This is a genomic window from Desulfosoma sp. (assembly GCA_037481875.1).
In the GTDB taxonomy this organism is placed as follows: domain Bacteria; phylum Desulfobacterota; class Syntrophobacteria; order Syntrophobacterales; family DSM-9756; genus Desulfosoma.
Map to the genome: position 1 here is coordinate 41,937 of JBBFKY010000005.1, position 22,303 is coordinate 64,239.

The window sequence follows — 22,303 nt, forward strand, 5'->3', positions numbered from 1 at the left end:
GCCAGTCTCCTTTACCGGGATTGACGCTCCCGAGAATGCGCCCGGTTCCGGGATAACTTTTCCATAACCTTGAAATCTTCCCCTTCAAACCTCTCCTCTATGGACTCCAGTTCCAAAGCCGTTTCCTCCCATTGCGCCGTCACCTGTTCGATTTTTTCCTGACACTCTCGGTACCGCCGCTGCAAAGCCGCCACGTCTCTTGCGCCTGTGTAAGTGTCGGAATTCGCCAAAACGGCGCTTAAACTCTCCCGTTCCTGGTGCAGATGATCCAATTGTTTTTCCAAAGCCTCCAAATGATCCTGAAGAGGTTTCTTAAGTCGGTATAAAGCATTACGCCGTTCCGCCTCCCGCCTTTTTCGCTCTTTTGCATCAGTTTTAGGCCGCATGCCGTCTTGAAGCTCCATCAGAGCCGGGGACGGCGAAGGAACTTCCTGTTGTAACGTTTGCTTCCATAACCGTTCGTAATCATCCGCATTACCCGGCAAAAGCTCCAGCCGGTGACGGCTCACCAATACAATTTTTTGCGCCAAGGCATTGATGAAATGCCGGTCATGGCTCACAAAGCACACCGTGCCTGAATAAGCTTTGAGAGCCTTTTCCAACATTTCCCGCCCCGGAATATCCAAATGGTTCGTCGGTTCGTCGAGCAGCAACACGTTCGGCGCTTGTACCAGGAGCTTGCATAAGCTCAGACGCGCCTTTTCTCCACCGCTCAGCACTCCGACCTTTTTTTCCACATCATCTCCCCTAAAGAGGAAGGCCCCCAACAAAGTTCTTACGTGCGTGTGCGGCATATCGCCGGAAACCGAAAGGACTTCGTCGAGGACGGTCTTGTGGAGGTTCAGTTCCTCCCAGAGATGCTGGGCGTAGTAGCCGATCTTGACATTGTGTCCGCGTCGCACCTCTCCTTCCAAGATAGACTCTTTTCCCGCAAGAATCTTCAACAAGGTGCTCTTACCCGCTCCGTTTGGTCCCAGCAGAGCGATGCGATCACCACGCTCCACCACCAGGTCCACTCCGTCAAAGACGACCATGTCCCCAAAGGTCTTGCGCAGACCCACGACTTCCAAAACGCGTCGGCCACACCGTTCAGGTTCAGGAAACTGAAAGTGCACTGTTTCCTGGACTCCAGGGACTTCAAGGCGCTCGATTTTCTCCAGCATCTTGAGGCGACTTTGCACCTGACGGGCTCGATCCTTACGCACTCGGTTTCGAGCGATAAAATTTTCAATATGGCGTATGCGGGCATCCTGGTTTTCTTTGGCCGCTTCAAGGATACGACGCCTTAGAGCCTTTTCTTCCATGTATCGGTCAAAATTTCCTTGATAGGTCTCCACACGGCCGTTTTCCAATTCCAATATTCTTTGAACCACCCGGTTCAAAAAGGATCGATCATGGGAAATCACCAAAACAGCGGAACGGGTCTCCTGAAGATATGTCTCAAGCCATAGAATGGATTCCAGATCCAAATGATTGGTAGGCTCATCCAGAAGAAGAACATCCGGTTCCGCGACGAGCAACCGCGCCAGTTCCACACGCATGGCCCATCCGCCGCTCAGGGACGCGACAGGCCTATCAAAATCATCCTGGGTGAAACCCAGTCCCATGAGAACCTTTTGGGCACGAGCCTCCAGATCGTAGGAACCCAGATGCTCCAGTCGAGCCTGCAGAGCCGCATGACGTTCGGCGAGTCGTTGGGCCGTCGTCATGTTCTCGGCCTGGGCTAAAGCCGCTTCAAGTTCTTCCATTTCACGGCGCCATTGCGACAGTTCGCGGCGAACGGCTTGGGTATGCGCTAGGACGCTTAGGTCTTCCGGAGGACACCACTGTTGCGGAAGGTAACCTAAAGAAAGATTTTTGGTGCGGGTCACCACGCCATCATCGGGTTCCATGTCCCCCAGGATGATGCGAAAAAGCGAGGTTTTGCCGGCTCCGTTGGACCCGACGACCCCAATACGGTCGCCGGGATGCACATGAAAGGAGACTTGACGAAATAGTTCTTTGTTCCCGAGAAACTTACTAACACTTTGAACGGAGATCAAACAAGGTCACCTCAATATACCCATTTTCCATCGGCAAACCGAAAAACTTCCGTTACGGTCCGTGTTCCGCAGGAAAAAGGTCCTTTAGCCGCGTCGGCTCGACTTCGACCTTCACTTTCACAGACCTTCTCTTCATAACTTAAAACTCCTACGAACGGACACCCCTTGGATTCAGTCTTTTTGACCCGGGTTTCCTTGACCTCTCCCAATTCCGAATATCGAGCGACAACCTTCTTTTGGCCTTTGATCTCTTCAAAAGCGACCTTTTCCGGTCCATAAAGACCGTGCTGGGAAAGCTTCTTCATCCATTCCGATTGAAAACTCTCAAAGAGCCTGCAGGCTTCCTTTTCGTCGATTGCTTGCGCCTCGGAGAAGGCAAAGAGGCAGGTCACAAGAACAGCAGTGACGACAACGGCGCATATTTTCCCCATCGCAGTTCACCCCTCATAAAAGAGGCCGGGCACACGGCGAATGTGCCCAGCCTTTGTGCGTTCCGCTTTATTTGTTATTTCACTACTTTGATTTCCACACGGCGATTGATGCGGCGGCCCTCTTCCGTGGCGTTATCCGCTTTTGGTTTGGACTCACCGTAACCTACGGTCTTCATACGAGAGGCACTGATTCCCTTGGAGACAAAGTAGTTGAAAACCGACTGAGCCCGCCGTTCTGAAAGCTTCTGGTTGTAAGCGTCGGTGCCGATGGCGCAGGTATGCCCTTCGATGATGATCTTGATATCGGGATTCTTGGCAAGCACGGCGGCACCTTCGTCAAGCACCGGCTTCCATTCCGGCTTGATGTCGGCTTTGTCGAAATCAAAATTGATACCGCGCAAAATAATGACATCCTCTTTTTTCGCTTCCATGGCGGCGGTCGTGTAGAAGACGTCCTTGACGAACTGTTTCAGGGCCGCTGCATCGGCCAACAGCGTGGCTCCTTCGGCATGCACACCACAGCCACCGAGGCCGCTGATCTTTTTGAGAATATCAGCACCCTTGGGTTCATCCGCGAAACTGATTACATGAAAGCACACCTGAGGGTATTTGTTGCGAATGGCCTGGGCCGCTGCCACGGGATCGAGGCCCTGATTCGCCCCACCATCCGAAACCATAATCACGCCCGTCTTACCGCTGAACCCGGAAAGCACGGTATCCAAAGAACTAATGCCCGGGCCCATGGGAGTCAGACGCCCGAAGATGTCCTGATCAGGCTTGATCTTAGCGATGGCCTCTCCGAAAGCGTTCCTCTTATAGACAGCCGGCTCAGCGATTTTTTGCCAAGGTGCAAAAAGGTAAAGAGAACCCTTGTAACCCAGCTCAGGAATCTCGTCGTTCATCTTGAGCATGACTTCTTTGGCCAGAGCCATTTTCACCTTGCCAAGCTTGGCATGGGTCATGTACATGGACCCTGATTGATCTGGAAAAAGAATAAAATTGTCGATTTTGGGAATGAGCTTCGTTTGGGCGTGCACGGATCCGCACAGAAACCCACCCAGAACCAATACCGCCACCAAGACCATCCACTTTTTCTTGCCCTCCATAAATCGCTCCTTTCTTTCGTGTAAAATCATTCATGGTTGTGTTGGATAATCCGCCTTCCGGTGGATTCATGCAACCATGTCCACCATCTCCACCATCGTCTTTCCACACAAGGCCCCTGTCCTATGGCGTCCCTTTTACCCTCGATCTATGCAGGAAAAAACAACAAGAACCTAATAACCCTTCTTTCCATGAAGGCCCTTCCACACGGAAGGGTTCGTGAAAACTTTCTATTCCCAATTGGTGACACACTAAACAATGAATCCGCCTGAGTCAAGCTGTAACTCGGCATAAATTCAAGGTTCTCTGTGTCGGTCGAAGAAGAGAAAGTTCTCTTATTTCACGTGAACGTGAGTCCCCATGCTCAAAGAAGCTTTCAGTTTATGGACTCTTGAGGAACTTTTGGACTCCCTCGTGGACCGCAAGGCTCAAGAACCACCCTTGGGATTCAAAGGCAAGACCCTTGTCGACCATATCCCTTAGAAAGCCCTCGAGAGCCTTTCTGGAAAACCGAGGGTGTTTTCTATGCAAGTCTTCCAACGCGATGGGATCCAAACAGCTGAGATAGATGTCCCGCGAGGGGCCAACGAGGCGAAAGGTTTCAAGAACCTGCCCGTAAAGATCCCGTCTACGAAGCAGAAGAAAGGTTCCTCCGTCACAGTAACCCAGCCTCGGGGTTTTCCCGTCCGTATACTCGCGAAAGGTCTTGTCCTCTCGCTGCCATCTTTGAAGAAACTTCCGGACCGGCGCCCATAGGATTCGTTGGTAAGCTCGATCGCCTCGGTAGGTCTTGATCAAAAAACGGGCTCGTTTGAAAACCGTCTCTGGAAAGATGGCGGCATAGTGCGGATGGTTTTTGACGGCTCGAAGCCCGTAAGCCGCTGCATCCATGGCCGCAGGGCTTCCTTCTCCCAACCAAAACCGCACGCCCTTTAATGGACGAAACACACCAACCTGGTGCAGCACCTTCAAAGTTTCCTGCACTTCCCCCTGTGTGGAACCAGGAAATTCCATCAGTAGGTTGGATCGATTTTCAATGCCGAACTCTTCACAATGGCGCATCCAGGCTACATTGTCGATGACACGGGTGCCTTTGCCCAGGCGATTCAAAAGGCTGTCACTGAGCGCCTCGATACCGGCCTGAATTCTTTGAAACCCTGCCAGTCTCAAGGCCCGCACATGTACACGGCTCAAAGGTAAGCGCACTTCCCCGAAAAGATCGAAATCCTTTCCTGTGCCCTGAATCTCTTGGGCCATCTTTAAAAGCCTGGCAGGATTCAGGGTGTTGTCGACGAAAACGAAACGCAAGCTTCGGTGTTTTTCAGCCAAAGTTTTCAATTCCAAGCTTACCCGTTCGGGTTTTTTGGATCGATAGCCGCGCCACTGCAGATTGAGGTTACAGAAGCGGCAGGCCTTTCGGGTCGGTGTGCCTTCCCGAGCCAGGTGCCACCAGCATCCCCGGCTGGATTCCACAGGCAAAGCAAATATGGCTGTCCGCTCCTCATGCAAGGCGGCTTCTTGAAAAAAGTCGCTGTAGTCGGGAAGAGGCAAGGTATCGAGATGGGAAATCTGGTCCAATCCTTCCCCGGCAATTTGGTTTCGCTCACGACGATAAAAGATTCCCGGGCCCCAAGTATTTTCATCGTTCCCTCTCGTCCCGTGCCTTTCCAAAAGGCGCGACACGAGGCGATTCAAAGGTTTTTCCCCTTCTCCATTGATGACAAAATCCACCCACGGAAAAAGTTCCATGATCGATTTTCCCATGGGGCCGCTCACCAGGCTGCCTCCGAAAACTATGCGACCGGAAGGGGACCGTTGCTTAAGGGTTCGAGCCAAAAATAGCGAGGCGGTAAGTTGTGCGAAACAGACGGAAAACCCTACCAAATCCCCTTGTTCCAAATGGGTCCAGAGGGGCATGGTTTTATGAAATTCATCTATTTTGGAGACAATCTGTGGAAAGTTGGGAACCGAGCCGGTTTCAAAGCGGCGCCATTCTTTATAAAAAAGCTTTTCACAGCTTTCAAAGCGTTCTGGAAAAAGCAAAGCTCCATAGACGGCTTCTCCAAGCCAGCTACGTTCCGCGATTCTTTGGTAAAGGAAACGGCCCAGAACCCTTGCCACAGACAGGTAAGGGTGGGCCGTCATCACTTGAAGCTTTTGAGGAAAACGGGTTAAGAGAAAAGCTTTCAGGGTTCCAAGTTGAATGGATGGGCGATCGGCCAAGGCCCAAGGCATGGACACCAAAACGACCCGCATGGGATTTTAAAAAAGCCTCTTCACCCAAATCAGGCTCAAAGGTGAGCCCACGTCATATTTGCAGAACCTTGAAATTTCATTAGGATCGGCCGTTTGTTTTAGATCCAACAGCCGGTCGAAATCTCTTTCCACCACCACATTGCAGAAATCCATGGGCACAGAACGAATGAAGTCCAATTCATCCGGTTCCCAAAGCTCTTCCGCGATGTCGGACATACTGTCTTCCACGGCGTGGTGCCCACACACCTTGAAACACGCTCCGCACTGACATCGATGAATGGCGTCAAAATCCGTGGGAATAGGCTGTGCCACCTCACAAAACGGACAAACAATAATGTGTTTGGGAACCGGTCTTTTGGAACGTGCCATGCTCATCGCGACATCGATCCCCCATGTGACGTGCTTTTTCATTCGCTATCGTCCAAAATCATGTCGGCTTCATTGCCACACACGGTACACTTGCGTGTTTCCTTTTTCTTCTTGGAAACAACTCCCGGGTTCTCTTCCACCTCAACCCAGGTGCACGTGACCACCATATCCGCTTCGTTTCCGCAGTTTTCACAGTGACAGACTTGACGAAGAGTCGTCATTGCGTTCTCCTTTCGTCCCTTGGTTTTCCACTTTGGCGCTTGAGCGCAATTATAAGGTCATGTTCGCTGAAATCCAACATGAACTTTTATCACAGCCGCATAAAGCATGGTCGCCGGAGTCGGGAAGATCACAAAAAACCTGATCAAATCATAGAAGACAGTGAAGCCAAGGGGTTCTTCCCACATTCTTGACATGAATCCATCCTTGCGTGTTCCCTTGAATCCAGAGCACTTCCACCCTTTCACCCTGTGCCACATCACTGTAAGCCGCCACGATCATGGCCGCCGCTTGAACATGAGCCCGCCGTGGAGCTGTTCCAAAAAGAAGGGCTGTGGGGCCAGGATGGGAAGGCACTCTAAGAAGGACATCGTCCGGGCCGGCCATGGCCGAGAGACGTTCATTTTCGTGTTTTGATCTTCCTACGGCCAACACGCACGAGCTGCCCAGACGAAAATGACGTCCCCATTTGAGTCTTTCCACATGGATAGTTTCCGCATGGGGCATGATGGCAAAAAGCTCTTTGAGCTTTCTCGCGAAACCCTCTTTGGTGAGCATGCAGCCTCCCCCCGGCTGAGGAATCTCGCGAATACCATAGAATTCGGCCAGCTCCATTTGCCGCTTTCGACCCCGTCCATGGATATCCAAAAGTTTTTCTCGATCCACTAATCCTTCACGTTCCACAATCGTAGGTTCCAGGAGCTTGGCGCTTAGAGGTCTGAGAATTCGGCCTGGGACTCCGGACATCTTTTCAACAATTTTTAAAGCAGCCCGCCGTTGGCTCATGGGGCGTTGCCCAACCACTTCTCCCGTAAAAAGAAAATCCGCGCCTTCCTCGATCATGATTTTGGCAGCTTCACGCAGCATCAACCCGTGGCAGTCTATGCAAGGATTCATGTGCCGTCCGTAACCGTGAGGAGGATTTTTAAGCATCCTGAGAAACACTTCGCCAAGATCAACCACTCGCGTGGGAATGCCTGCCAGGCGCCCTGCCTGTAAGCCGCCTTCCGGGCCGAAAAAAGGCGTGGTAAAAGTGACAGCCACCAGATCCAGGGGCTGTTCCTGAAGCACTTTGACCGCCAAAATGCCGTCCAGACCTCCGGACAACAACCCAATGCCTTTTCCTTTGCATGTCATCGTTTGCATCAAGGTGCTCTGGTTAGCATCGAAGATGAGTCAGTCCGAGGAAAGAGGCGTGGAATCCAGAACAACTCGAGCAAAGCCCAGCTGCCTCATGTGTTGCGATACATGCCCGTAGACTTTGGGTTCACGCAAAATGTTCATATCGTCCCGTCCAACCTGTATTCGAGCCTCTAGGCCGCGCCATCGAACCCGCACCTGCACACACCCCACCTGATAAAGAATGTCCTCGGCAGCTTCAATCCTTTTCAAAGTGTCCACCTGCAGCGATGTCCCAAAAGGAACCCGTGTCGCCAAGCAGGACTGGGATGGCTTGTTCCAATTGGAAAGCCCTGCGTTCCGCGCGAAGCGACGAATGTCTTTCTTGGTCCATTCCGCCAAGGCAAAAGGACTGGCAACACCCTTCTCCAAAAGGGCTTTTCGTCCAGGACGATCTTCCTGCGCATCGTCTACGTGGGATCCGTCCACCACAACCGCTCCATGGAGGCGTGCATGAAAAACAGCTTCCATGATTGCGGCTTTACAATGGTAGCATCGATTGGAGTCGTTTTCTCGAACCGTTTTCAATGCCAAGAGGTCCAAAGGCAAGATTTTGAGGGGTAGATGCAGCTTCCAGGCGACCGCTTGAGCTGAGGTGAGTTCTCGAGCCGAAAGAAACGGGCTTTGGACCAAGTACAGATGAACCGATTTTCCGAGAACGCGGGCACAAAGCCAGGACAGCAGAGTGCTATCCACACCTCCCGAATAGGCCACCGCCACGGTTTTCCACGACGCCGTCACCGCTTCAAGGCGCGCCATTTTTTCGAAGTCCATCTGATTCCACACGATCCCTTTTTCGCTCAAGCCTCCTCTTTCCATGGATAAAATATTTCTTCAGCGCCTGAACGGATTGGGCAGGAGCCGCTGAGGCACTCCTAGTTCAAACCGCCCCTCTTGGATCCATTTCTTGAGAATTTCCGCAATTTCTCGAGCCCGCACCACACTCGAAAGCGGTACGGTAGGTACTTCTTTGTCCCCGATACGAATATGACCCGAGCGTAGTTCTTCGTAATTGACTTCCGCCAAGGGTTCCGCCTGTGTGAAGCTGTAGTCTTTCACCTGCGTGACAATCTCCGCATCAGAGACTCCCGTGTAGGCGGCCATTTCCACATCTAAAATCGGTATGGGAATCCCGATACCCACCGCCAAAGAACAACCATATCCCTGAATACTCACCCCCATAAGCCATCGAGGGCTCATGTCCTTTAAGTCCCCCAACACCATCAAGGTCCCCGAAGGCATTCGAGGAACCCCGTTGGGCAATCTCGGCGCTTCTGGCCTGTGCTGAGAGCCATGCCAGACTATGTATCCCTCGCCACCTCCGAGAAAGATGCGTGTTCCCAGCCCTAAGGTGCGATAATGCGGATCATTTAACAAGGGACTTAGTTCACCCGAAGTGGAATAGTTGGCGTTGCCGAGGCGAGGTTTGAGGGGTCCCATGTAGGTGTAGATGGTTTTTTTGGAAAGATTCACGGCGCAGTTGTAGTTTTGGTAGGCGTTTCGAGGGTTGCACAGGACGGCATAGGGCAAATCCTGGAGTGTGACGGTCATTTCCACGTGACGGTTCGGATAACAGTCCGTTCCGTAAGCTTCGGCGCGAATCCGCACGGGTTTTCCGCTTACCAGGTCATGAATGACATGACCTCCTCCATATTCAAAAGTTCCCGGATGCACCTTGTTGAGAGGATCATCAAATGCAGGCTCCGTCGCGCCCAAATAGATGTCTACAGCAGCCAGCCCCGCATAGGCGGGAACATCGTTGACCCATACCTTAGCCGCCTTGATAGGGGGTTGAGTATGGCCGAAGTTGATAAAAACTCCCGAAGAACACATGGGCGCAAAGGTGCCCGTGGTGACCACATCCACTTCTTTGGCAGCCTTTTCCGGACCCACTCTCTTGACCAATCGGGTCATTTCTTCCGCCGTCAAAACCACCACACTGCCTTTACGAATGCGCTCGTTGATCTCCTCATAAGTCCTGGAAAATGTCGCCATGTGCCTTTAACTCCCCTCAAAAAAATAACCTTGACCATGCAAACCCGCTTCTAAAGCGCCGATCCTTTCTACGCCTTAAAAAACCTGTAGGGCTCCAGTGCCTCTCTCAGTTCCTCCGGAAGGTGGCAGGATCGCCACGTTCTGTCAATAGCAACCATGGAGGCGTGGCCGCGCCCCACAACGTCCGAACGATCTTGCAAAAAGAAATAAAAGGCGAAGGTAATGGATCGAAGACTCATCCTGAAGACCCCTACTCGAAGGCGTAAGGCATCGCCATATTTGGCCGGCCGAAAAAAGTCGCACGCAGCCCCCACGATCGGTAGGCCGAACCCGCGCTCGGTATCTCGAAAATACTTTTCGGGAAGACAACCCACGTGACGCATGAGCTCTTCAATACCATGGTGGCAATAACGAAAGTATGATGCAAAGTAAACCACTCCGTAGGGGTCCGTGTCTCCAAACCGAATGGTAATGGGAATTTCCAAGCAATTTTGCGGAGCATCTTGGGGAAGCTCAAACATAGTCCACTCCTTTTTGTTGGTGTTCGTAATAAAATCAGATTAACATTATTTGCGGCCCTTGTCGTACACCTTTATCTTTACATTCTTTCCAGCGAATTTCCGTGGCACATGAGGCGGGCATGCCGGTCCGCCTTTACAGTTTCTTGAGACTGGAAAGCCGTTTGGATTCAGCTTTCCCCTTGGCAAAAGCTTTCGCTTGCACTAGGATGCAATGACAGTTCATGAAAGAAGAACGCATTGAGCACACCGTTTTCAGGTAGAATTCCAGATGCTTTCGGCCATCCTTAACAGAAAAACAGACCGTCGTGGCGGAACACCCTTTCTTGGGCTGATTTTGTTCTGCACCCTGATTTTTTCTTCTGTGCAGCCCCCTCTTGTTTCCCTGACGTCGGCTCAGAATATACCCCTCGTTGTGGCAGCTCGAGAAAACCACGAACCCTTTTCCTACACGGACATCCATGGCCAGCCCGCCGGGTTGTTCGTGGACTTGTGGCGGCTTTGGGCTTCGCGCACAGGACGCTCCGTAAAGTTTGTCCTTTCTGAAACCATGGATATGGAAAACCGTATTCTGGATGGTCGAGCCGATGCGTGGACCGGGCTTTTCACCCTGGCCAGTCATCCTGAGCTTGCCCTGAGTGACCCGGTCATGCTTCTTTTTCGAGCGCCTACGGTCACAACCCATGATGGTGTCTTGGCGATTCGTGTCGCCGTCCGCCCAGACAGAACGGATCTACTGACTGAAATCAACCAGGGATTTCTCAAGCTCACCGAAAAGGACCGCCAAACCCTATTGGTGCGCTGGTGGCCTCAGGACAATTGGGTGCATCTGCCACGTTCCCGCCTCATAAACGCGATGCTGCTGGGAGGTGCTTTTCTTATTCTATGGGCCATAGGTGCGTACGCTCTCTATCGATTCAAGCTTCAGGGCAAATCGCAGGAATTGTTGGCCGCATTGACCGAATTACGCCTCAAAAACAAGGTGCTGCAGTCCGAAATCGCCGAACGTCGGCAGGTCGAAAAGGACAAGGAACGCCTCATTCAGGAATTGCGAGAAGCCCTGGAAAACGTTCGAAAGCTCCGAGGACTTTTGCCCATCTGCGCCTACTGCAAAAAAATTCGAGACGACCTAGGCTATTGGAATCAACTGGAAAGTTATCTCAGCCAGCACGCGGATGTAACCTTTACGCACAGTATCTGCCCCGAATGCTCCAAAAAGATCTACGAGGAACTTAAAGCCTTTAAGGATGCGGAACAACAAAAGAAAAAAGCCGTCTCCGGGTAAAGACATACCTTGAGGGCTACCAAAGCCCTGACAATAGGGGAACGATCGTGGTAAAGTGTCCGCGACGACGAGGTACGATGCCTCCAGAACGCCACACAACCGACAAAGGATAGGATGCCATGAACACACCGTTCAGCCCGGCTACGGAAGAAGCAACACCTCTCAACATTCGCAACCCCTATATCGTCAATTTCTTGAAAGCTCTCGTGGAAAAAAAGGGAGAACAGCACACCCCCGAGGCTCTCAAAAAACTCCTTGATGACATGTACAAGCTGTTTGAAAATCTTCTGGGTCAAAACATGGTTAAGGCACTGCCGGAAGACAAACGTGCCGAATATTTGGAACTCACTAAGGATCTGTCAAAACTCAGTTACAAAAAGGTGGAAGAAATCTTTGACAAGCATGTGCCTCATTACCAGGAGGTCATGAAAGAAACCATGAAGCAATTCACGGTGCTTTTCATGAAAAACCGCCGCTTCGACCCCAAGGATTTTGAAAACCTTCCGGACACCTCGGTGTCGTCATAAGCTGGAGTTTTACGCACGCGCCAAAGCAGACAGGCCTTCTCGGCATATGCGCTGAAGGGCAGCCCCCTATGTCCGTCCAGCCCTCAAAAAATTCTGCAGGGGCGGACCGGTGCCCCCAGCCGATTCTCAGAAAATTTGTAGGGACGGACACATCGGTCCGCCCCTACAAATGATGGGTCAGCCGACCCTTGAAGCAAAACACCGGTTCTATCACCGTGGGAACAAACCCCCATGCATAGACTTCGACGGCTTTTCGGTCGTGAATGGAACTCGGTCTTGCTTTTCAGTGCACGGCTTCTTATCTTCATGCTCGTGTTAAATAGAGCGTGTAATAAAAAGGATCATCAAGCAATCTCCATACGGAGTTAAAGCCCATGGAAGATCTCACCATTTGTCCCCACTGCGGTCAACAGATGAAGAAATGGCGTACACCGGACTTTTCCACCTGGTCGGCTGAATACTTCTGGGTGTGTTTTAACGATGAATGCCCGTATTTCGTCCGGGGCTGGAGTCAAATGGAGAAAACCGTTTGCACCAGAGCGTCGTACCGTTTTCGATATGATCCCGACACGGGCTATCGAGGGCCTCTCCCCGTTTGGTCCAGAGACGCTCTGAAGACTGGGATTATTGAGGACTAAAGGGCCGTTTCCTAGCCCCTTGTTTCCGCTGCATGCCCTTAAGCGCCTCCTTTCGACGGCAGGAGTTCATCCGAAAACCTCAAAGACGGTTGCGTCATATGCCGTTTTGTAGGGGTGAGGCGTCGCCTCGCCTCTGCAATCCTGAAACGAGGCCATTCCCTGACGGGCCTGTGCGTCCCGCCTGTAAAATGAGGGGGCCAGAGACTTGCGTCCGCAAAAGAAAAAAGGTCTCCGGGCGTAAGGGCGAGGCGCCGTCACGCCCTTGTCTCGTCAAGGTATTAGCGATGGGAATGTCTTGGGATCAAGGCCCTGAAATACCTTTTTTGGGCCGGATAGGTCCTTCGCCCAAAAGGAAGCATTTCAGCCACGACATGGCGAGTTCATAAAGTGCCGCGTCGTCTTCGCGGGCCCGCTCCACATCGAGGATCCCCGTGTCAAAAACTTCCAAGAACCGGCTTTCAAACACAAAGGATCGAAACCGGTCCAGATCGTAGGATGCCATGAAATAGATGGGAATCTGTTTTTCGGAAAGACCCTGGCGTAGACGTGGGTGCGTAACCATGTCCATCCAGTCGTTGTTCATCCGATGGTACGGTTCCAGACCCTGGTCTTCGATCCATTGCTCAATGGTCCAGGAACACGGCTCCTCGAAACCTCGGCAATGATCTTCCACGACCAAGTAATAGGATTCCAATACCGTGCCGTGGACTCGATGCTTTCTCGACGCTCGAGCCAGCGGGTAAGTGCGGCATGCCGAAGGCCGATCGGCATAAACCCGGCATCCCTCGTCCGTCACAAAAGGACAGGTGCGCCTGGCATCCTCCTGCATCTTCAGGATCACTGAGGGCAAAGGGCTGCCTTCGGCCACCACCACATCGGTATAAGCATCCAAAAAGGCTGTAGTCGAAAGGCCCAGATGCCGAGCCAGCCTGAGAATGTCATAGGGCGTCAGCATAAGGTTCAAATCGCGACAACATTCCGTAAAACAGGGGACGTTAGGGTGGCATGCAAACTGAAATGTCCCGTTGACAATAGGCCTTAGACGGTCGCGAATCTTCTGGGGAGCCGTGTCCACAATTTCTTTTTCCATGAGGTTTCTTTCTAAAGAACCGAAAACAGTTCGGCCATCTGGTTCTGAATATAAGCGAAGGCTAAAAGAAGCTTTTCTTCATCGTCCTGTTGCACCTTTTCGTAACGATCCTCATCGATGCCGTAAAACGCTCGAAATCTAGGATCACTCAACATGGCGTCAAAGCGGTCGAGATCATAAGCCAGGTACAAGAGCTTTCCCAATCCCGCTTCCATACGCTCTCCGGGCTTAAAATCCGGCGGCATGACTTGTTGAAAGGCCTGTTCCATGGCTTCGTAAAGATCCACGCCTTGTGTCTTGAGCCACCGGCCTACCGTCCACGACGGTCCTTCATGAAGCCCCAGGCATCTTTTTTTGTCCGCCAGCAGGCGATAGGCTCCGTTTTCTTTTCCCAAATCCAAGGGAAACATGCGGCACGCCCAAGGCCGATCTTCATAGACACGACATCCTTCATCCCCCACAAAGGGACATCGCAGAGTTTCGGGGTCCATGGCCAGCTGCACCACAGGCACATGGGTGACCTTGGCCAAATAATGGCGCGTGTATCGAGCTAGAAATTCCGTCGATCCCATGCGCAAGCGACGGCGCAATCGTAGAATATCGTAAGGGGTGAGATAAATATTCACATCGCGACAACACTGGGTAAAACATGGTAAGTCATGGTGACAAGCAAACCGTATCGTGCTCTCCGCACGATAAACCACTTCAGTATCTTGTGCGGGGTTCATAAGACCGTCCTTTGATCCTTTCACAGAATGCTTCACATCCTACTTTCAGAGAACAAGGTATCATCAATCGTAGGGAAAAGCCTGAAAATTCTTGAAATCAGGATTCCCGTGCAAAAACATTTCCACAACCCTAAGGGTCTGAGGTCCTCGACACAAAATGACCTGGCACAGGCATTGCCTTTGACAGACGTCACAAAAATAGTCTTCATTCACTTCTCGGCCGCAGAAACAGTGGGGAATCATCACGAGCTGTTCTTCCACCCATTCGGCGACGAAATAATCCTTTTGCTGGGTCTTGAGCGTTTCCGGGGTCACAAAAACCTCCTTTTTCTCTTAACAACAAGGGGCGGGCTTCGCCCGCCCCTTTTCTTGGGCTCCCTTACGGAGCACGTTCCTTCAGTCTTCCGACGCCCTCGGCCACAAAAGAAGAGTGCCACGGTTTTGCGAACGAGACGAAAGGACTTACCAGCCGTTGCCGCTGGCCTTTCCACGAAAGGAAAGGAGGACGGCCCGGAAAAGTTCGATCGAGCCCGGTTCTAGAGGTTTGCGGCCAAGAGCTCCGACAGCTCCGCAATCTCCAACTCTTCCTGCTTGCCCAAGCTATTGCATGCGTCAATTAACATGTTCATGCAATAGGGACAAGACGTGGCCAGCACTTGAGCCCCTTTGTCCAGGGCGTCGGTGATGCGCAGTTCCCCAAAGCGTTCTCCCATGGGCACTTCCGCCCAAATACGACCGCCGCCGCCGGCACAGCACAAGCTGAGCTCACGACGCCGGCTCAATTCCACCGTTTCGCCCTTGGCCACAGTCTGAAGAAGCCGGCGAGGCGGATCAAAAATACCGCTGTGTCGACCCAGGTAGCAGGGATCGTGAAAGGCGACCTTTTTGGACACACCGTCTACAAGTTTTAATCGACCGTCCTCTAGGCATTGGGCCAAGAGTTGCGTGTAATGAATCACTTCCCATTGTCCGCCCATTTCGGGGTATTCGTGGGTGAAGGTCCAGAGGCAATGAGGCGAGGTGGTGATAATCTTTTTAACACCCTTGGCGTTGAAGAGCTCGATATTGGACTGGGCCAGTTTTTGGAAAAGTTCTTCGTCGCCAAGCTTGCGCATGCTTTCCCCGCAACAGCTTTCTTCGTTGCCGATGACACCAAAGCTGATCCCGGCGGCCTTCAACAGCTTCACAATGCTCTGAGCCACCTTGGTGCTTCGAGGGTCATAGCAGGAATGGCAGCAGACAAAGAGAAAGTATTCGGTGTCCGGACCAAAAGAGGGGACATCCAGTCCCTGCTGCCAGGCGGTGCGCTTTTCGCGAGGCCCCGACCAGGGATTGCCGTTGGCGTGGGCGCTGCCCAAGATCGGTCGCAGGTTGGCGGGGGCCATCCCCGCCCCTACGAGGCTCGACCGCATGGCCCGCACGTTGTCCACAATCTTCACGCCGCGAGGACAATTGCTCTGGCACATGCTGCAGGTGGTGCAGGCAAAAAGGATCTGTTCTTCTTCAAAACCTTCCATGCCCATCTGGCCCAAACGCTGCATGTGGCGAATGTTGAATTTTTCGCTGGTTTCCCCCGGCACCAGGCGCCACGGGCATAGATTGGTGCACAGACCGCACTGCATGCACCAGTTCACGGTCTCCGCGCCCATGCTCACGATATAGTCGCGCATTTCCAGCGAGACGAATTTGGGTTCCATGGGAATCTCCTTCCGTTTTTTCCGCAATCTGGGCCGTTAAAAACCCTTGTACGGGTTCGGGCCCACGTTTTCCAAAGTTGCTGCAAAGTCATCAAGCAACTGCGGCAGCTTGGCGTAATCCGTAATGGAAACCTGCTCAAAACGAACGCGGTCCGATTCCAGCACCAGGCGATCCAGGGTTTCCTTGATCTTGCTCATGCGAATGTTGGCCAGTTCACTTCCCTTGACGAAATGGCACTGGTAATCATCGCCGTGTTTGCAGCCCAAAAGCAAAATTCCGTCGATGCCCTTGGACAGCGCATCAGCGATCCAGACCAAGTTCATGGAACCCAGGCAACGCACCGGAATGACCCGCACCCAGGGGTTGTACTGAGCGCGCCGAATGCCCACCATATCCAAAGCGGGATAGGCGTCGTTTTCGCACGCCAAAACGACAATGCGAGGCTTTTCCTCGTCTTCTTCGGGCACCTCGATGTTTTTGATCACGTTGCCGATCATGCCCACAGAATAATTCTTGAATGAGATAATCCGTTCCGGACACGCTCCCATGCACACGCCGCAGCGACGGCATCGCGTAGGGTTGGGAAGCGGGTTGGCTTTTTCGTCTTCATTGATGGCACCAAAAGGACATTCCTCCGTGCACCTCTTACACTGGGTGCATCGCTGCATGAAGAATTCCGGATAACTGAGGTCTCCGGCCCTAGGATGCACCGCTTTTCCCTGAGCCGTCATCTCCACACACTGAATGGCCTTGAGCGCCGCTCCGGCGGCGTCCTCCAAAGCACGAGCATAATCCATGGGAGCGCGAACCGTCCCGGCGGGATAAATGCCTGTGCGACGCGATTCATAAGGAAAGCAAATGAAGTGGGAATCTGGAAACCCGTACTTCAGGGCCGGCACTTCGGGCCCTTGCCGGTACTCCAGGTTGAGCAGGTTGGAAACCAGAATGGTGTCAGCCGGTACCTCCTGAGCCTCTTCGCCTTCCTTGGGTTGTTGGGCCTTAAAAGGCTTTCCTAGGGCCGCGGTGGAAACCATGCCCGTGGCCAGGACCACCAGATCCACCGATTCGGAAGTGATGGGCGAGCGGGTGAGCACATCCTGAGCGGAAACGGTGAGAGCGCCGGATCCGTCATCACTCACGTCCGTGACAGTCCCACGGACAAAAATCACTCCATCCTTTTGCACCTGCTTATAAAGCAGTTCGTAATTTCCCGTCGCCCGCATGTCTCGATAAAAGATATAGACAGGCATATCGGGGTTCTTTTGTTTCAAGACTCTGGCTTGTTTCAAGGATTCGACACAGCATGCCGCCGAACAATAGGGCAGGTGGTCCGGGTCTCGGGATCCGGCGCAGAGGACAAAGGCCACACTTCCCGCGGGCTGTCCGTTGGACGGGCGCAGAACTTGGCCTTCCTTGAGCATGGCTTCCAGACGGTCGGCCGTGATGACGTCGGCATGCGTGCCATAACCCAGGTGCGTGAGCTTTGAGGCATCATAGGGCACGGAACCCGTAGCCAAAACAATGGCTCCAACCCGCTCCGCCGCCTGCGATCCGTTGGACTGAATGGTGACATCAAACATGCAGGGCGCGCCGCTGATTTTTTCGATGTGAGCCCCCGTGTAAACCTTGACCTTATCGCTTCCGGTTACCGCCGCAATCAACCCCTCTCCATCAAAAGGGTAGGGATCTTCATACGGTGGGCCCAAGGGCGGCACGGAATGAACGTTTTTCAGGTATCCTCCAAGGGTGTCGCTCTTTTCCACAAGCACGACCTCATAGCCGGCTGCCGCAGCTTCCTTGGCGGCCGTCAGTCCTGTAAGGCCACCCCCGACCACGAGGATGCGCTTGCTCAAGTTTTCACCCTGAAAAGGCACAGGGGGTTCCATTTCTTTGGCCTTGGTCAGGCCCATGCGTAGGTAGTCCTCGGCCATCATCTGGGTGTCTTCGTCTCCGGCCGGATGACTCCACACCACCTGTTCCCTCAGATTCACGCGCTCGAGAACCTTATCCGGTCGGAAATCAAACACATCCGTCATGACTCGAGGGGAACACGCCGCAATGACGATGGTGTTTACCCCTTGTTGGGCCATGTCGTCTTCTATAAGCTTTCGTCCTTCCTCACTGCACAAAAAGGCATGCTCTCGGCACACGGGCACCTTGTACTCCCCGGTGGCCACCTTGGCCAACGCCGCCACATCCAAAGCTTCCCCAATGCCGCAGCCCGTGCAGATGTACGCACCAATTTTCTTTTCCATGGGCCTACCTCCTCACCATCGCCTGAATCGCCTTAAGGGCCGCCGCTGTCGCATCCTGAACACTGGAGCCCACATCCACCGGGCGCTTCACACATCCGGCGGGAATCACGCCGCTAACGGCTTGCGCCGGAAGCAGGAACCCGTGTTCGTCGTAGGCCATTTCGGCAGGAACTTTGTCTTCGGCCGTGCTCGGCACCATGCCCGTGGCCAGGACAACCAAATCAAAAGCCTCCTTAAGGATCTTTCCGGTTTCCTGATCTTCCACTTGCACGATCACCTGACCCGATTGGGCATCTTCACAAATCTCCCCGGGTTTGCCCTTGACAAACCGCACGCGAGCATCGGTTTGAACCTTTGTGTAAAAGTCTTCGTATTTTCCCAAAGCACGAATATCGATGTAAAAGATGGTCACCGAGGCATTGGGATTTTGATCCAAGACATACGTTGCCTGCTTCAAGGAGGCGAGGCAGCAGATACCGGAGCAATAGGCCAGATGGTTTTCATCGCGGGATCCAGCACATTGCACAAAGGCAACTTTCTGCACAGCCGTTCCGTCCGATGGACGCAGAATCGCTCCCTGTGTCGGTCCATTGGTCGATGCCAAACGTTCCATGACCACGTTGGTGATCACGTTTTTAAAAGAGCCTCCCCCGTAGTAGGCGATCTTTGTCGCATCGTAAGGCTTCCAGCCTGTGGCCCACACCACAGCGCCCACCTTGAGATCGAAGACCTTTTCCTGCATTCCGAGGTCCACAGCCCCGTAAGGACAGGCGTCCCGAATTTTTTCCGCCTCGGGCGTTCCAACCACTTCCGGAGCGATCACATAACGCAAAGGAAACGCGAACTCATGCGGAAGATATGCCGCTTTGACCATGCTTAAACCATAATCAAAGGGATTGGGCACCCGGGTTTCCGCGGCTTCCGAGCACAACCCGCACGCCGTGCATTTTTCGTTGACATAACGGGGGGAAATCTTCACGCTCACATCCATGTCCCCGGGTTGTCCGGAAATCTTGATTACTTCCGCCATAGTAAAAAACCGCACCAACGGATTGTTCTTGATCCGACGAAAATTGATTTCCAGGCCACACGACGGAGGACATAGCTTTGGAAAATACTTGTTCATCCTCGCCACACGCCCTCCCAAGTAAGGCTCCTTTTCCACGATGTAGACGGGATATCCGGCTTCCGCCGCCTCCAGGGCCGCACTCAACCCACTCATCCCGCCTCCCACCACCAAGACACTGCGATGGCCGTTGGTCACTTCAGACATGGACTCTCCTCCACTGCTCATTGTGAAAACATTTACCCGCGCCGTCCCATAACATAGGGATAGCAGGCAGGCAAGCCACTGTGGCAACGCGGTGTTTTTCCATTAAAAAACCCCCTGGGGCTCTTTCGAGCACCCAGGGGGCTGGCTTGTCACGTCACAGGTTTAGACATCCAGGTGAACGACAGGGACCTTCTTCATGGTCCATTCGCCGGTCGCAGGATTCCAAACCGAGTTGACGAAGCAATGCCAATTCTGTTCATCCATATCCGGGCAGTCGGCACGGTAGTAATAACCGGGCCAACGGCTTTCCTCGCGGAACAGGACGTGACGCAGGTGGCTTTCGGCGATCCACATACGTTGCACGTTTTCCCAGCACCTCATGAGTTCATGCAGGTTTTCGGCCGCCAGCTTTTCGGAGTCTTCCTTCAGCATGGTGAGCAGTTCAAGGCCGCGCTCCAGCAAGTGCTTGTTGGTGGTGAACTGAGCCGACACACCGGCGCAGTATTCATCCATGATCTTCTGGAGGCGGAACATGAACATCTTCGGCTTGATGAAGTTCGGGTTGATGTCCGGGTCACTGGACAGAGCCGCGAATTCTTCAAACCGAGCCAACGGAGCCAGAATCTTGTCGCGCAGCGCCGCCACCTGGGCTTCGTCCACAGCCGGAGCTTGATTGTGGTCCAGGATGTAGGCGATGGCGCCCTTGGCCGCGATACGGCCTTCGGCGTGGGAACCGGAGGAGAATTTGTGCGAGGAGGCACCCGCACCGTCACCCGCCGTGAACAGCGCCGGAACCGTGGTCATATGGTTGTAGACACCGATGGGTTCCCATTGCTTGCGGTATTCCGCAGGCATCAGGTCTTCGGGACCGCACACCCAGGCACCGGAAGCACCGGAGTGCGAACCGATGAAGTACGGTTCGGCGGCAGCGATTTCCGAAGGCTTTTCTTCCGGCTTAATGTTCATACCGGCCCACAGAATGGCCTGGCTGATGGTCATGTCAAGGAAGTCTTCCCAAGCTTCGGCTTCCAATTCCTTCATTTTCTTCTTGAAGGCCTTGGGATCGTCTTTGTACTTGGCAGCCAGGTTGGCGATGGCCTCTTCCGTCCTCATGTAGATCGGACCCTTACCGGCCATGACGTCTTCCATACCGAGCCAGTTACGCAGGTTGGCCGGGATAGGCTTACCGGTGCCGTAAGGAGCCCACTTGGGCAGCTCGTTGGCGCGGGTCACCATGTACTCTTCACCCAGAGCGTTGGTGGCGCGGGACTTGAACAGCAAGAACCACGCACCCACCGGGCCGTAACCGTCTTTGAAGCGCACGGGGATGAAGCGCACTTCCTGGCAGGTCATTTCGGCGCCGGCACGAATGGTGAAGTAAGCCGTGGAACCACTATTCCAAGGCGGATACCACGCGCGGCCCAGACCTTCACCCACGGAACGCGGCCGGAACACATGCACCGCACCACCCATGCAGGCGATGGTGGCCTTGGCCGTGAAGACATAGAACTTGTTTTCACGAACGCTGAAACCTACGGCACCCACACACTTGCCATTGTTCAGAAGCGGCTCAACGATAAAAACGCGCTCGAACAGCTGGCCCTTGTCGCCCATGGTGGCCAGTGCGTTCTTAGCGGCTTCGGCCACGACGACCTTGTAGGATTCGCCGTTGATCATGATCTGCCAACGTCCCTCATGGACGTATTCGCCGTTTTCATCTTTCCAAATGGGAAGACCCCATTTTTCGAAAAGATGCACGGAGCTGTCCACGTGACGGGCGATGTCGTACACCAGGTCTTCACGGGAAATGCCCATGAGGTCCTGACGGACGTACTTGACATAATCTTCAACGGTGTTTTGGCCCTTGCCATAACCGATGTATTGGTTGATGGCGGAAAGCCCCATGGCCACGGCGCCGGAACGATCCATGGCGGCCTTGTCCACCACGGTGACCTTCAAGCCGTACTTCTTGGCCCAGTAGGACGCCTCGAAAGTGGCGCCACAGGCGGACATACCACCGCCCAGAATAAGAAGATCGGTATCGACTCGTACAGTTTCGAAATCGGAAGGCTTCATGTGTTCACCTCCTTAAGGTTACTTCTTCAGGGTGGGAAGTTCTGCCGCCAGGGTGGACGCCGGTTCCGTGCAGAGCACAGGGCTCTTGATGTCATCGGAACCCGTTTGCCACTCATCGGGCCACGGCTTAGCCTGGCCTTCCGGGGTCGTCCGAATGGGGAACTTGAACCGTTTCACTTCGCCGTTGCGGAACTTCACGGTCCACATGATGTCTTCGGAACCGCGAAGCGGCACAACCGAGGCGCCCATGGGAACGAAGTCGGCATAACCACGGACATCCACCGCCTGCTGCGGGCAGATCTTCACGCAGTTATAGCATTCCCAACACATTTCCGGAGCCCGGTTGAAGGCTTTCATCTTTTCCTTGTCCAGGACCATCAGGTCGTTGGGGCAGATGTACATGCACGCGGTCTTGTCCTGCCCCTTGCAGCCGTCGCATTTCTCGAGAATGACGTAACTAGGCATCTCTTCACCTCCTAAAGGTTGTCACGAAACCACTGACCTCTGCGAACCCTTTCCTGAGCTCGCCCCAAAGAAACAGCCGTTGCACCTCCTTTCCTTGGATGCAAACACTCCGTTTCCCCCGTGGGAAGAGCCCCAGAAAGGGCTCCCCCACCAAA

The 22,303-nt window shown here is 53.4% G+C and carries 21 protein-coding genes; 3 read left to right on the forward strand and 18 right to left on the reverse strand.

What is annotated here, in order from left to right; translation table 11 throughout:
• Positions 1-11: 11 nt before the first annotated feature.
• The 10 genes from WHS46_08485 to WHS46_08530 form a co-directional block, all read right to left on the reverse strand.
• The gene (locus tag WHS46_08485) at positions 12-2,042 is read right to left on the reverse strand and encodes an ABC-F family ATP-binding cassette domain-containing protein (protein MEJ5348709.1); all 2,031 of its coding nucleotides are present in this window, start codon (positions 2,040-2,042) and stop codon (positions 12-14) included.
• Between the two features lie 11 nt (positions 2,043-2,053).
• Complete coding sequence (locus tag WHS46_08490; protein ID MEJ5348710.1) at positions 2,054-2,473, reverse strand: hypothetical protein; 420 nt, start codon at positions 2,471-2,473, stop codon at positions 2,054-2,056.
• A 74-nt stretch (positions 2,474-2,547) separates the two neighbouring features.
• The gene (locus WHS46_08495; GenBank protein ID MEJ5348711.1) at positions 2,548-3,579 is read right to left on the reverse strand and encodes an OmpA family protein; all 1,032 of its coding nucleotides are present in this window, start codon (positions 3,577-3,579) and stop codon (positions 2,548-2,550) included.
• A 379-nt stretch (positions 3,580-3,958) separates the two neighbouring features.
• Positions 3,959-5,833, reverse strand: coding sequence for a RiPP maturation radical SAM C-methyltransferase (locus tag WHS46_08500; protein MEJ5348712.1), 1,875 nt, complete (start codon positions 5,831-5,833; stop codon positions 3,959-3,961).
• A gap of 6 nt (positions 5,834-5,839) precedes the next feature.
• The gene (locus tag WHS46_08505; GenBank protein MEJ5348713.1) at positions 5,840-6,208 is read right to left on the reverse strand and encodes a hypothetical protein; all 369 of its coding nucleotides are present in this window, start codon (positions 6,206-6,208) and stop codon (positions 5,840-5,842) included.
• A 32-nt stretch (positions 6,209-6,240) separates the two neighbouring features.
• Positions 6,241-6,423 (reverse strand): hypothetical protein, encoded by a 183-nt coding sequence (locus WHS46_08510; protein ID MEJ5348714.1) that lies wholly within the window; start codon positions 6,421-6,423, stop codon positions 6,241-6,243.
• A 148-nt stretch (positions 6,424-6,571) separates the two neighbouring features.
• Positions 6,572-7,567, reverse strand: coding sequence for a tRNA 4-thiouridine(8) synthase ThiI (locus WHS46_08515; GenBank protein MEJ5348715.1), 996 nt, complete (start codon positions 7,565-7,567; stop codon positions 6,572-6,574).
• Between the two features lie 30 nt (positions 7,568-7,597).
• The gene (larE, locus tag WHS46_08520) at positions 7,598-8,404 is read right to left on the reverse strand and encodes an ATP-dependent sacrificial sulfur transferase LarE (protein ID MEJ5348716.1); all 807 of its coding nucleotides are present in this window, start codon (positions 8,402-8,404) and stop codon (positions 7,598-7,600) included.
• Between the two features lie 30 nt (positions 8,405-8,434).
• On the reverse strand, positions 8,435-9,595 hold the full coding sequence (locus WHS46_08525) for a homocysteine biosynthesis protein (GenBank protein ID MEJ5348717.1): 1,161 nt from the start codon (positions 9,593-9,595) through the stop codon (positions 8,435-8,437).
• Positions 9,596-9,663: 68 nt separating this feature from the next.
• A complete protein-coding gene (locus WHS46_08530) occupies positions 9,664-10,116 on the reverse strand; it encodes a thioesterase family protein (protein ID MEJ5348718.1) in 453 nt (150 codons plus the stop codon).
• 268 nt (positions 10,117-10,384) lie between these two features.
• Here WHS46_08530 and WHS46_08535 point away from each other — a divergent pair, with 268 nt between their 5' ends.
• The 3 genes from WHS46_08535 to WHS46_08545 all read left to right on the forward strand — a co-directional run bounded on the left by WHS46_08535 (position 10,385) and on the right by WHS46_08545 (position 12,563).
• Positions 10,385-11,398 carry a transporter substrate-binding domain-containing protein gene (locus WHS46_08535; GenBank protein ID MEJ5348719.1) on the forward strand — a complete coding sequence of 338 codons (1,014 nt, stop codon included), beginning with the start codon at positions 10,385-10,387 and terminating at the stop codon, positions 11,396-11,398.
• A gap of 119 nt (positions 11,399-11,517) precedes the next feature.
• Entirely contained in the window at positions 11,518-11,925 is a 408-nt protein-coding gene (locus tag WHS46_08540) for a DUF5663 domain-containing protein (protein ID MEJ5348720.1), read from the forward strand.
• A 374-nt stretch (positions 11,926-12,299) separates the two neighbouring features.
• Positions 12,300-12,563 carry an ogr/Delta-like zinc finger family protein gene (locus WHS46_08545; GenBank protein MEJ5348721.1) on the forward strand — a complete coding sequence of 88 codons (264 nt, stop codon included), beginning with the start codon at positions 12,300-12,302 and terminating at the stop codon, positions 12,561-12,563.
• A 301-nt stretch (positions 12,564-12,864) separates the two neighbouring features.
• Here the strand turns inward: WHS46_08545 and WHS46_08550 are convergent, their stop codons facing one another.
• The 8 genes from WHS46_08550 to aprB all read right to left on the reverse strand — a co-directional run bounded on the left by WHS46_08550 (position 12,865) and on the right by aprB (position 22,148).
• Positions 12,865-13,653: a YkgJ family cysteine cluster protein gene (locus WHS46_08550; GenBank protein MEJ5348722.1), complete on the reverse strand. Its 789-nt coding sequence runs from the start codon at positions 13,651-13,653 to the stop codon at positions 12,865-12,867.
• An 11-nt stretch (positions 13,654-13,664) separates the two neighbouring features.
• Positions 13,665-14,381, reverse strand: a complete 717-nt coding sequence (locus WHS46_08555; protein ID MEJ5348723.1) for a YkgJ family cysteine cluster protein — start codon at positions 14,379-14,381, stop codon at positions 13,665-13,667.
• Between the two features lie 63 nt (positions 14,382-14,444).
• On the reverse strand, positions 14,445-14,696 hold the full coding sequence (locus WHS46_08560) for a hypothetical protein (protein ID MEJ5348724.1): 252 nt from the start codon (positions 14,694-14,696) through the stop codon (positions 14,445-14,447).
• 221 nt (positions 14,697-14,917) lie between these two features.
• Complete coding sequence (locus tag WHS46_08565) at positions 14,918-16,078, reverse strand: (Fe-S)-binding protein (GenBank protein MEJ5348725.1); 1,161 nt, start codon at positions 16,076-16,078, stop codon at positions 14,918-14,920.
• A 36-nt stretch (positions 16,079-16,114) separates the two neighbouring features.
• The gene (locus WHS46_08570; protein ID MEJ5348726.1) at positions 16,115-18,334 is read right to left on the reverse strand and encodes a hydrogenase iron-sulfur subunit; all 2,220 of its coding nucleotides are present in this window, start codon (positions 18,332-18,334) and stop codon (positions 16,115-16,117) included.
• 4 nt (positions 18,335-18,338) lie between these two features.
• The gene (locus WHS46_08575) at positions 18,339-19,607 is read right to left on the reverse strand and encodes a CoB--CoM heterodisulfide reductase iron-sulfur subunit A family protein (protein ID MEJ5348727.1); all 1,269 of its coding nucleotides are present in this window, start codon (positions 19,605-19,607) and stop codon (positions 18,339-18,341) included.
• Positions 19,608-19,769: 162 nt separating this feature from the next.
• On the reverse strand, positions 19,770-21,683 hold the full coding sequence (aprA, locus tag WHS46_08580; GenBank protein ID MEJ5348728.1) for an adenylyl-sulfate reductase subunit alpha: 1,914 nt from the start codon (positions 21,681-21,683) through the stop codon (positions 19,770-19,772).
• Positions 21,684-21,701: 18 nt separating this feature from the next.
• On the reverse strand, positions 21,702-22,148 hold the full coding sequence (aprB, locus tag WHS46_08585; GenBank protein MEJ5348729.1) for an adenylyl-sulfate reductase subunit beta: 447 nt from the start codon (positions 22,146-22,148) through the stop codon (positions 21,702-21,704).
• Positions 22,149-22,303 lie beyond the last annotated feature (155 nt).

Bases quoted from the DNA above. Each gene is read 5' to 3' on its own strand.
- WHS46_08505 (MEJ5348713.1), bottom strand. From the start codon at position 6,208: ATGAGCATGGCACGTTCCAAAAGACCGGTTCCCAAACACATTATTGTT.
- WHS46_08570 (MEJ5348726.1), bottom strand. From the start codon at position 18,334: ATGGAAAAGAAAATTGGTGCGTACATCTGCACGGGCTGCGGCATTGGG.
- WHS46_08515 (MEJ5348715.1), bottom strand. From the start codon at position 7,567: ATGCAAACGATGACATGCAAAGGAAAAGGCATTGGGTTGTTGTCCGGA.
- WHS46_08510 (MEJ5348714.1), bottom strand. From the start codon at position 6,423: ATGACGACTCTTCGTCAAGTCTGTCACTGTGAAAACTGCGGAAACGAA.
- WHS46_08540 (MEJ5348720.1), top strand. From the start codon at position 11,518: ATGAACACACCGTTCAGCCCGGCTACGGAAGAAGCAACACCTCTCAAC.
- WHS46_08535 (MEJ5348719.1), top strand. From the start codon at position 10,385: ATGCTTTCGGCCATCCTTAACAGAAAAACAGACCGTCGTGGCGGAACA.
- WHS46_08525 (MEJ5348717.1), bottom strand. From the start codon at position 9,595: ATGGCGACATTTTCCAGGACTTATGAGGAGATCAACGAGCGCATTCGT.
- WHS46_08550 (MEJ5348722.1), bottom strand. From the start codon at position 13,653: ATGGAAAAAGAAATTGTGGACACGGCTCCCCAGAAGATTCGCGACCGT.
- WHS46_08495 (MEJ5348711.1), bottom strand. From the start codon at position 3,579: ATGGAGGGCAAGAAAAAGTGGATGGTCTTGGTGGCGGTATTGGTTCTG.
- WHS46_08545 (MEJ5348721.1), top strand. From the start codon at position 12,300: ATGGAAGATCTCACCATTTGTCCCCACTGCGGTCAACAGATGAAGAAA.
- WHS46_08500 (MEJ5348712.1), bottom strand. From the start codon at position 5,833: ATGCGGGTCGTTTTGGTGTCCATGCCTTGGGCCTTGGCCGATCGCCCA.
- WHS46_08555 (MEJ5348723.1), bottom strand. From the start codon at position 14,381: ATGAACCCCGCACAAGATACTGAAGTGGTTTATCGTGCGGAGAGCACG.
- aprB (MEJ5348729.1), bottom strand. From the start codon at position 22,148: ATGCCTAGTTACGTCATTCTCGAGAAATGCGACGGCTGCAAGGGGCAG.
- WHS46_08565 (MEJ5348725.1), bottom strand. From the start codon at position 16,078: ATGGAACCCAAATTCGTCTCGCTGGAAATGCGCGACTATATCGTGAGC.
- WHS46_08575 (MEJ5348727.1), bottom strand. From the start codon at position 19,607: ATGTCTGAAGTGACCAACGGCCATCGCAGTGTCTTGGTGGTGGGAGGC.
- aprA (MEJ5348728.1), bottom strand. From the start codon at position 21,683: ATGAAGCCTTCCGATTTCGAAACTGTACGAGTCGATACCGATCTTCTT.
- WHS46_08490 (MEJ5348710.1), bottom strand. From the start codon at position 2,473: ATGGGGAAAATATGCGCCGTTGTCGTCACTGCTGTTCTTGTGACCTGC.
- WHS46_08530 (MEJ5348718.1), bottom strand. From the start codon at position 10,116: ATGTTTGAGCTTCCCCAAGATGCTCCGCAAAATTGCTTGGAAATTCCC.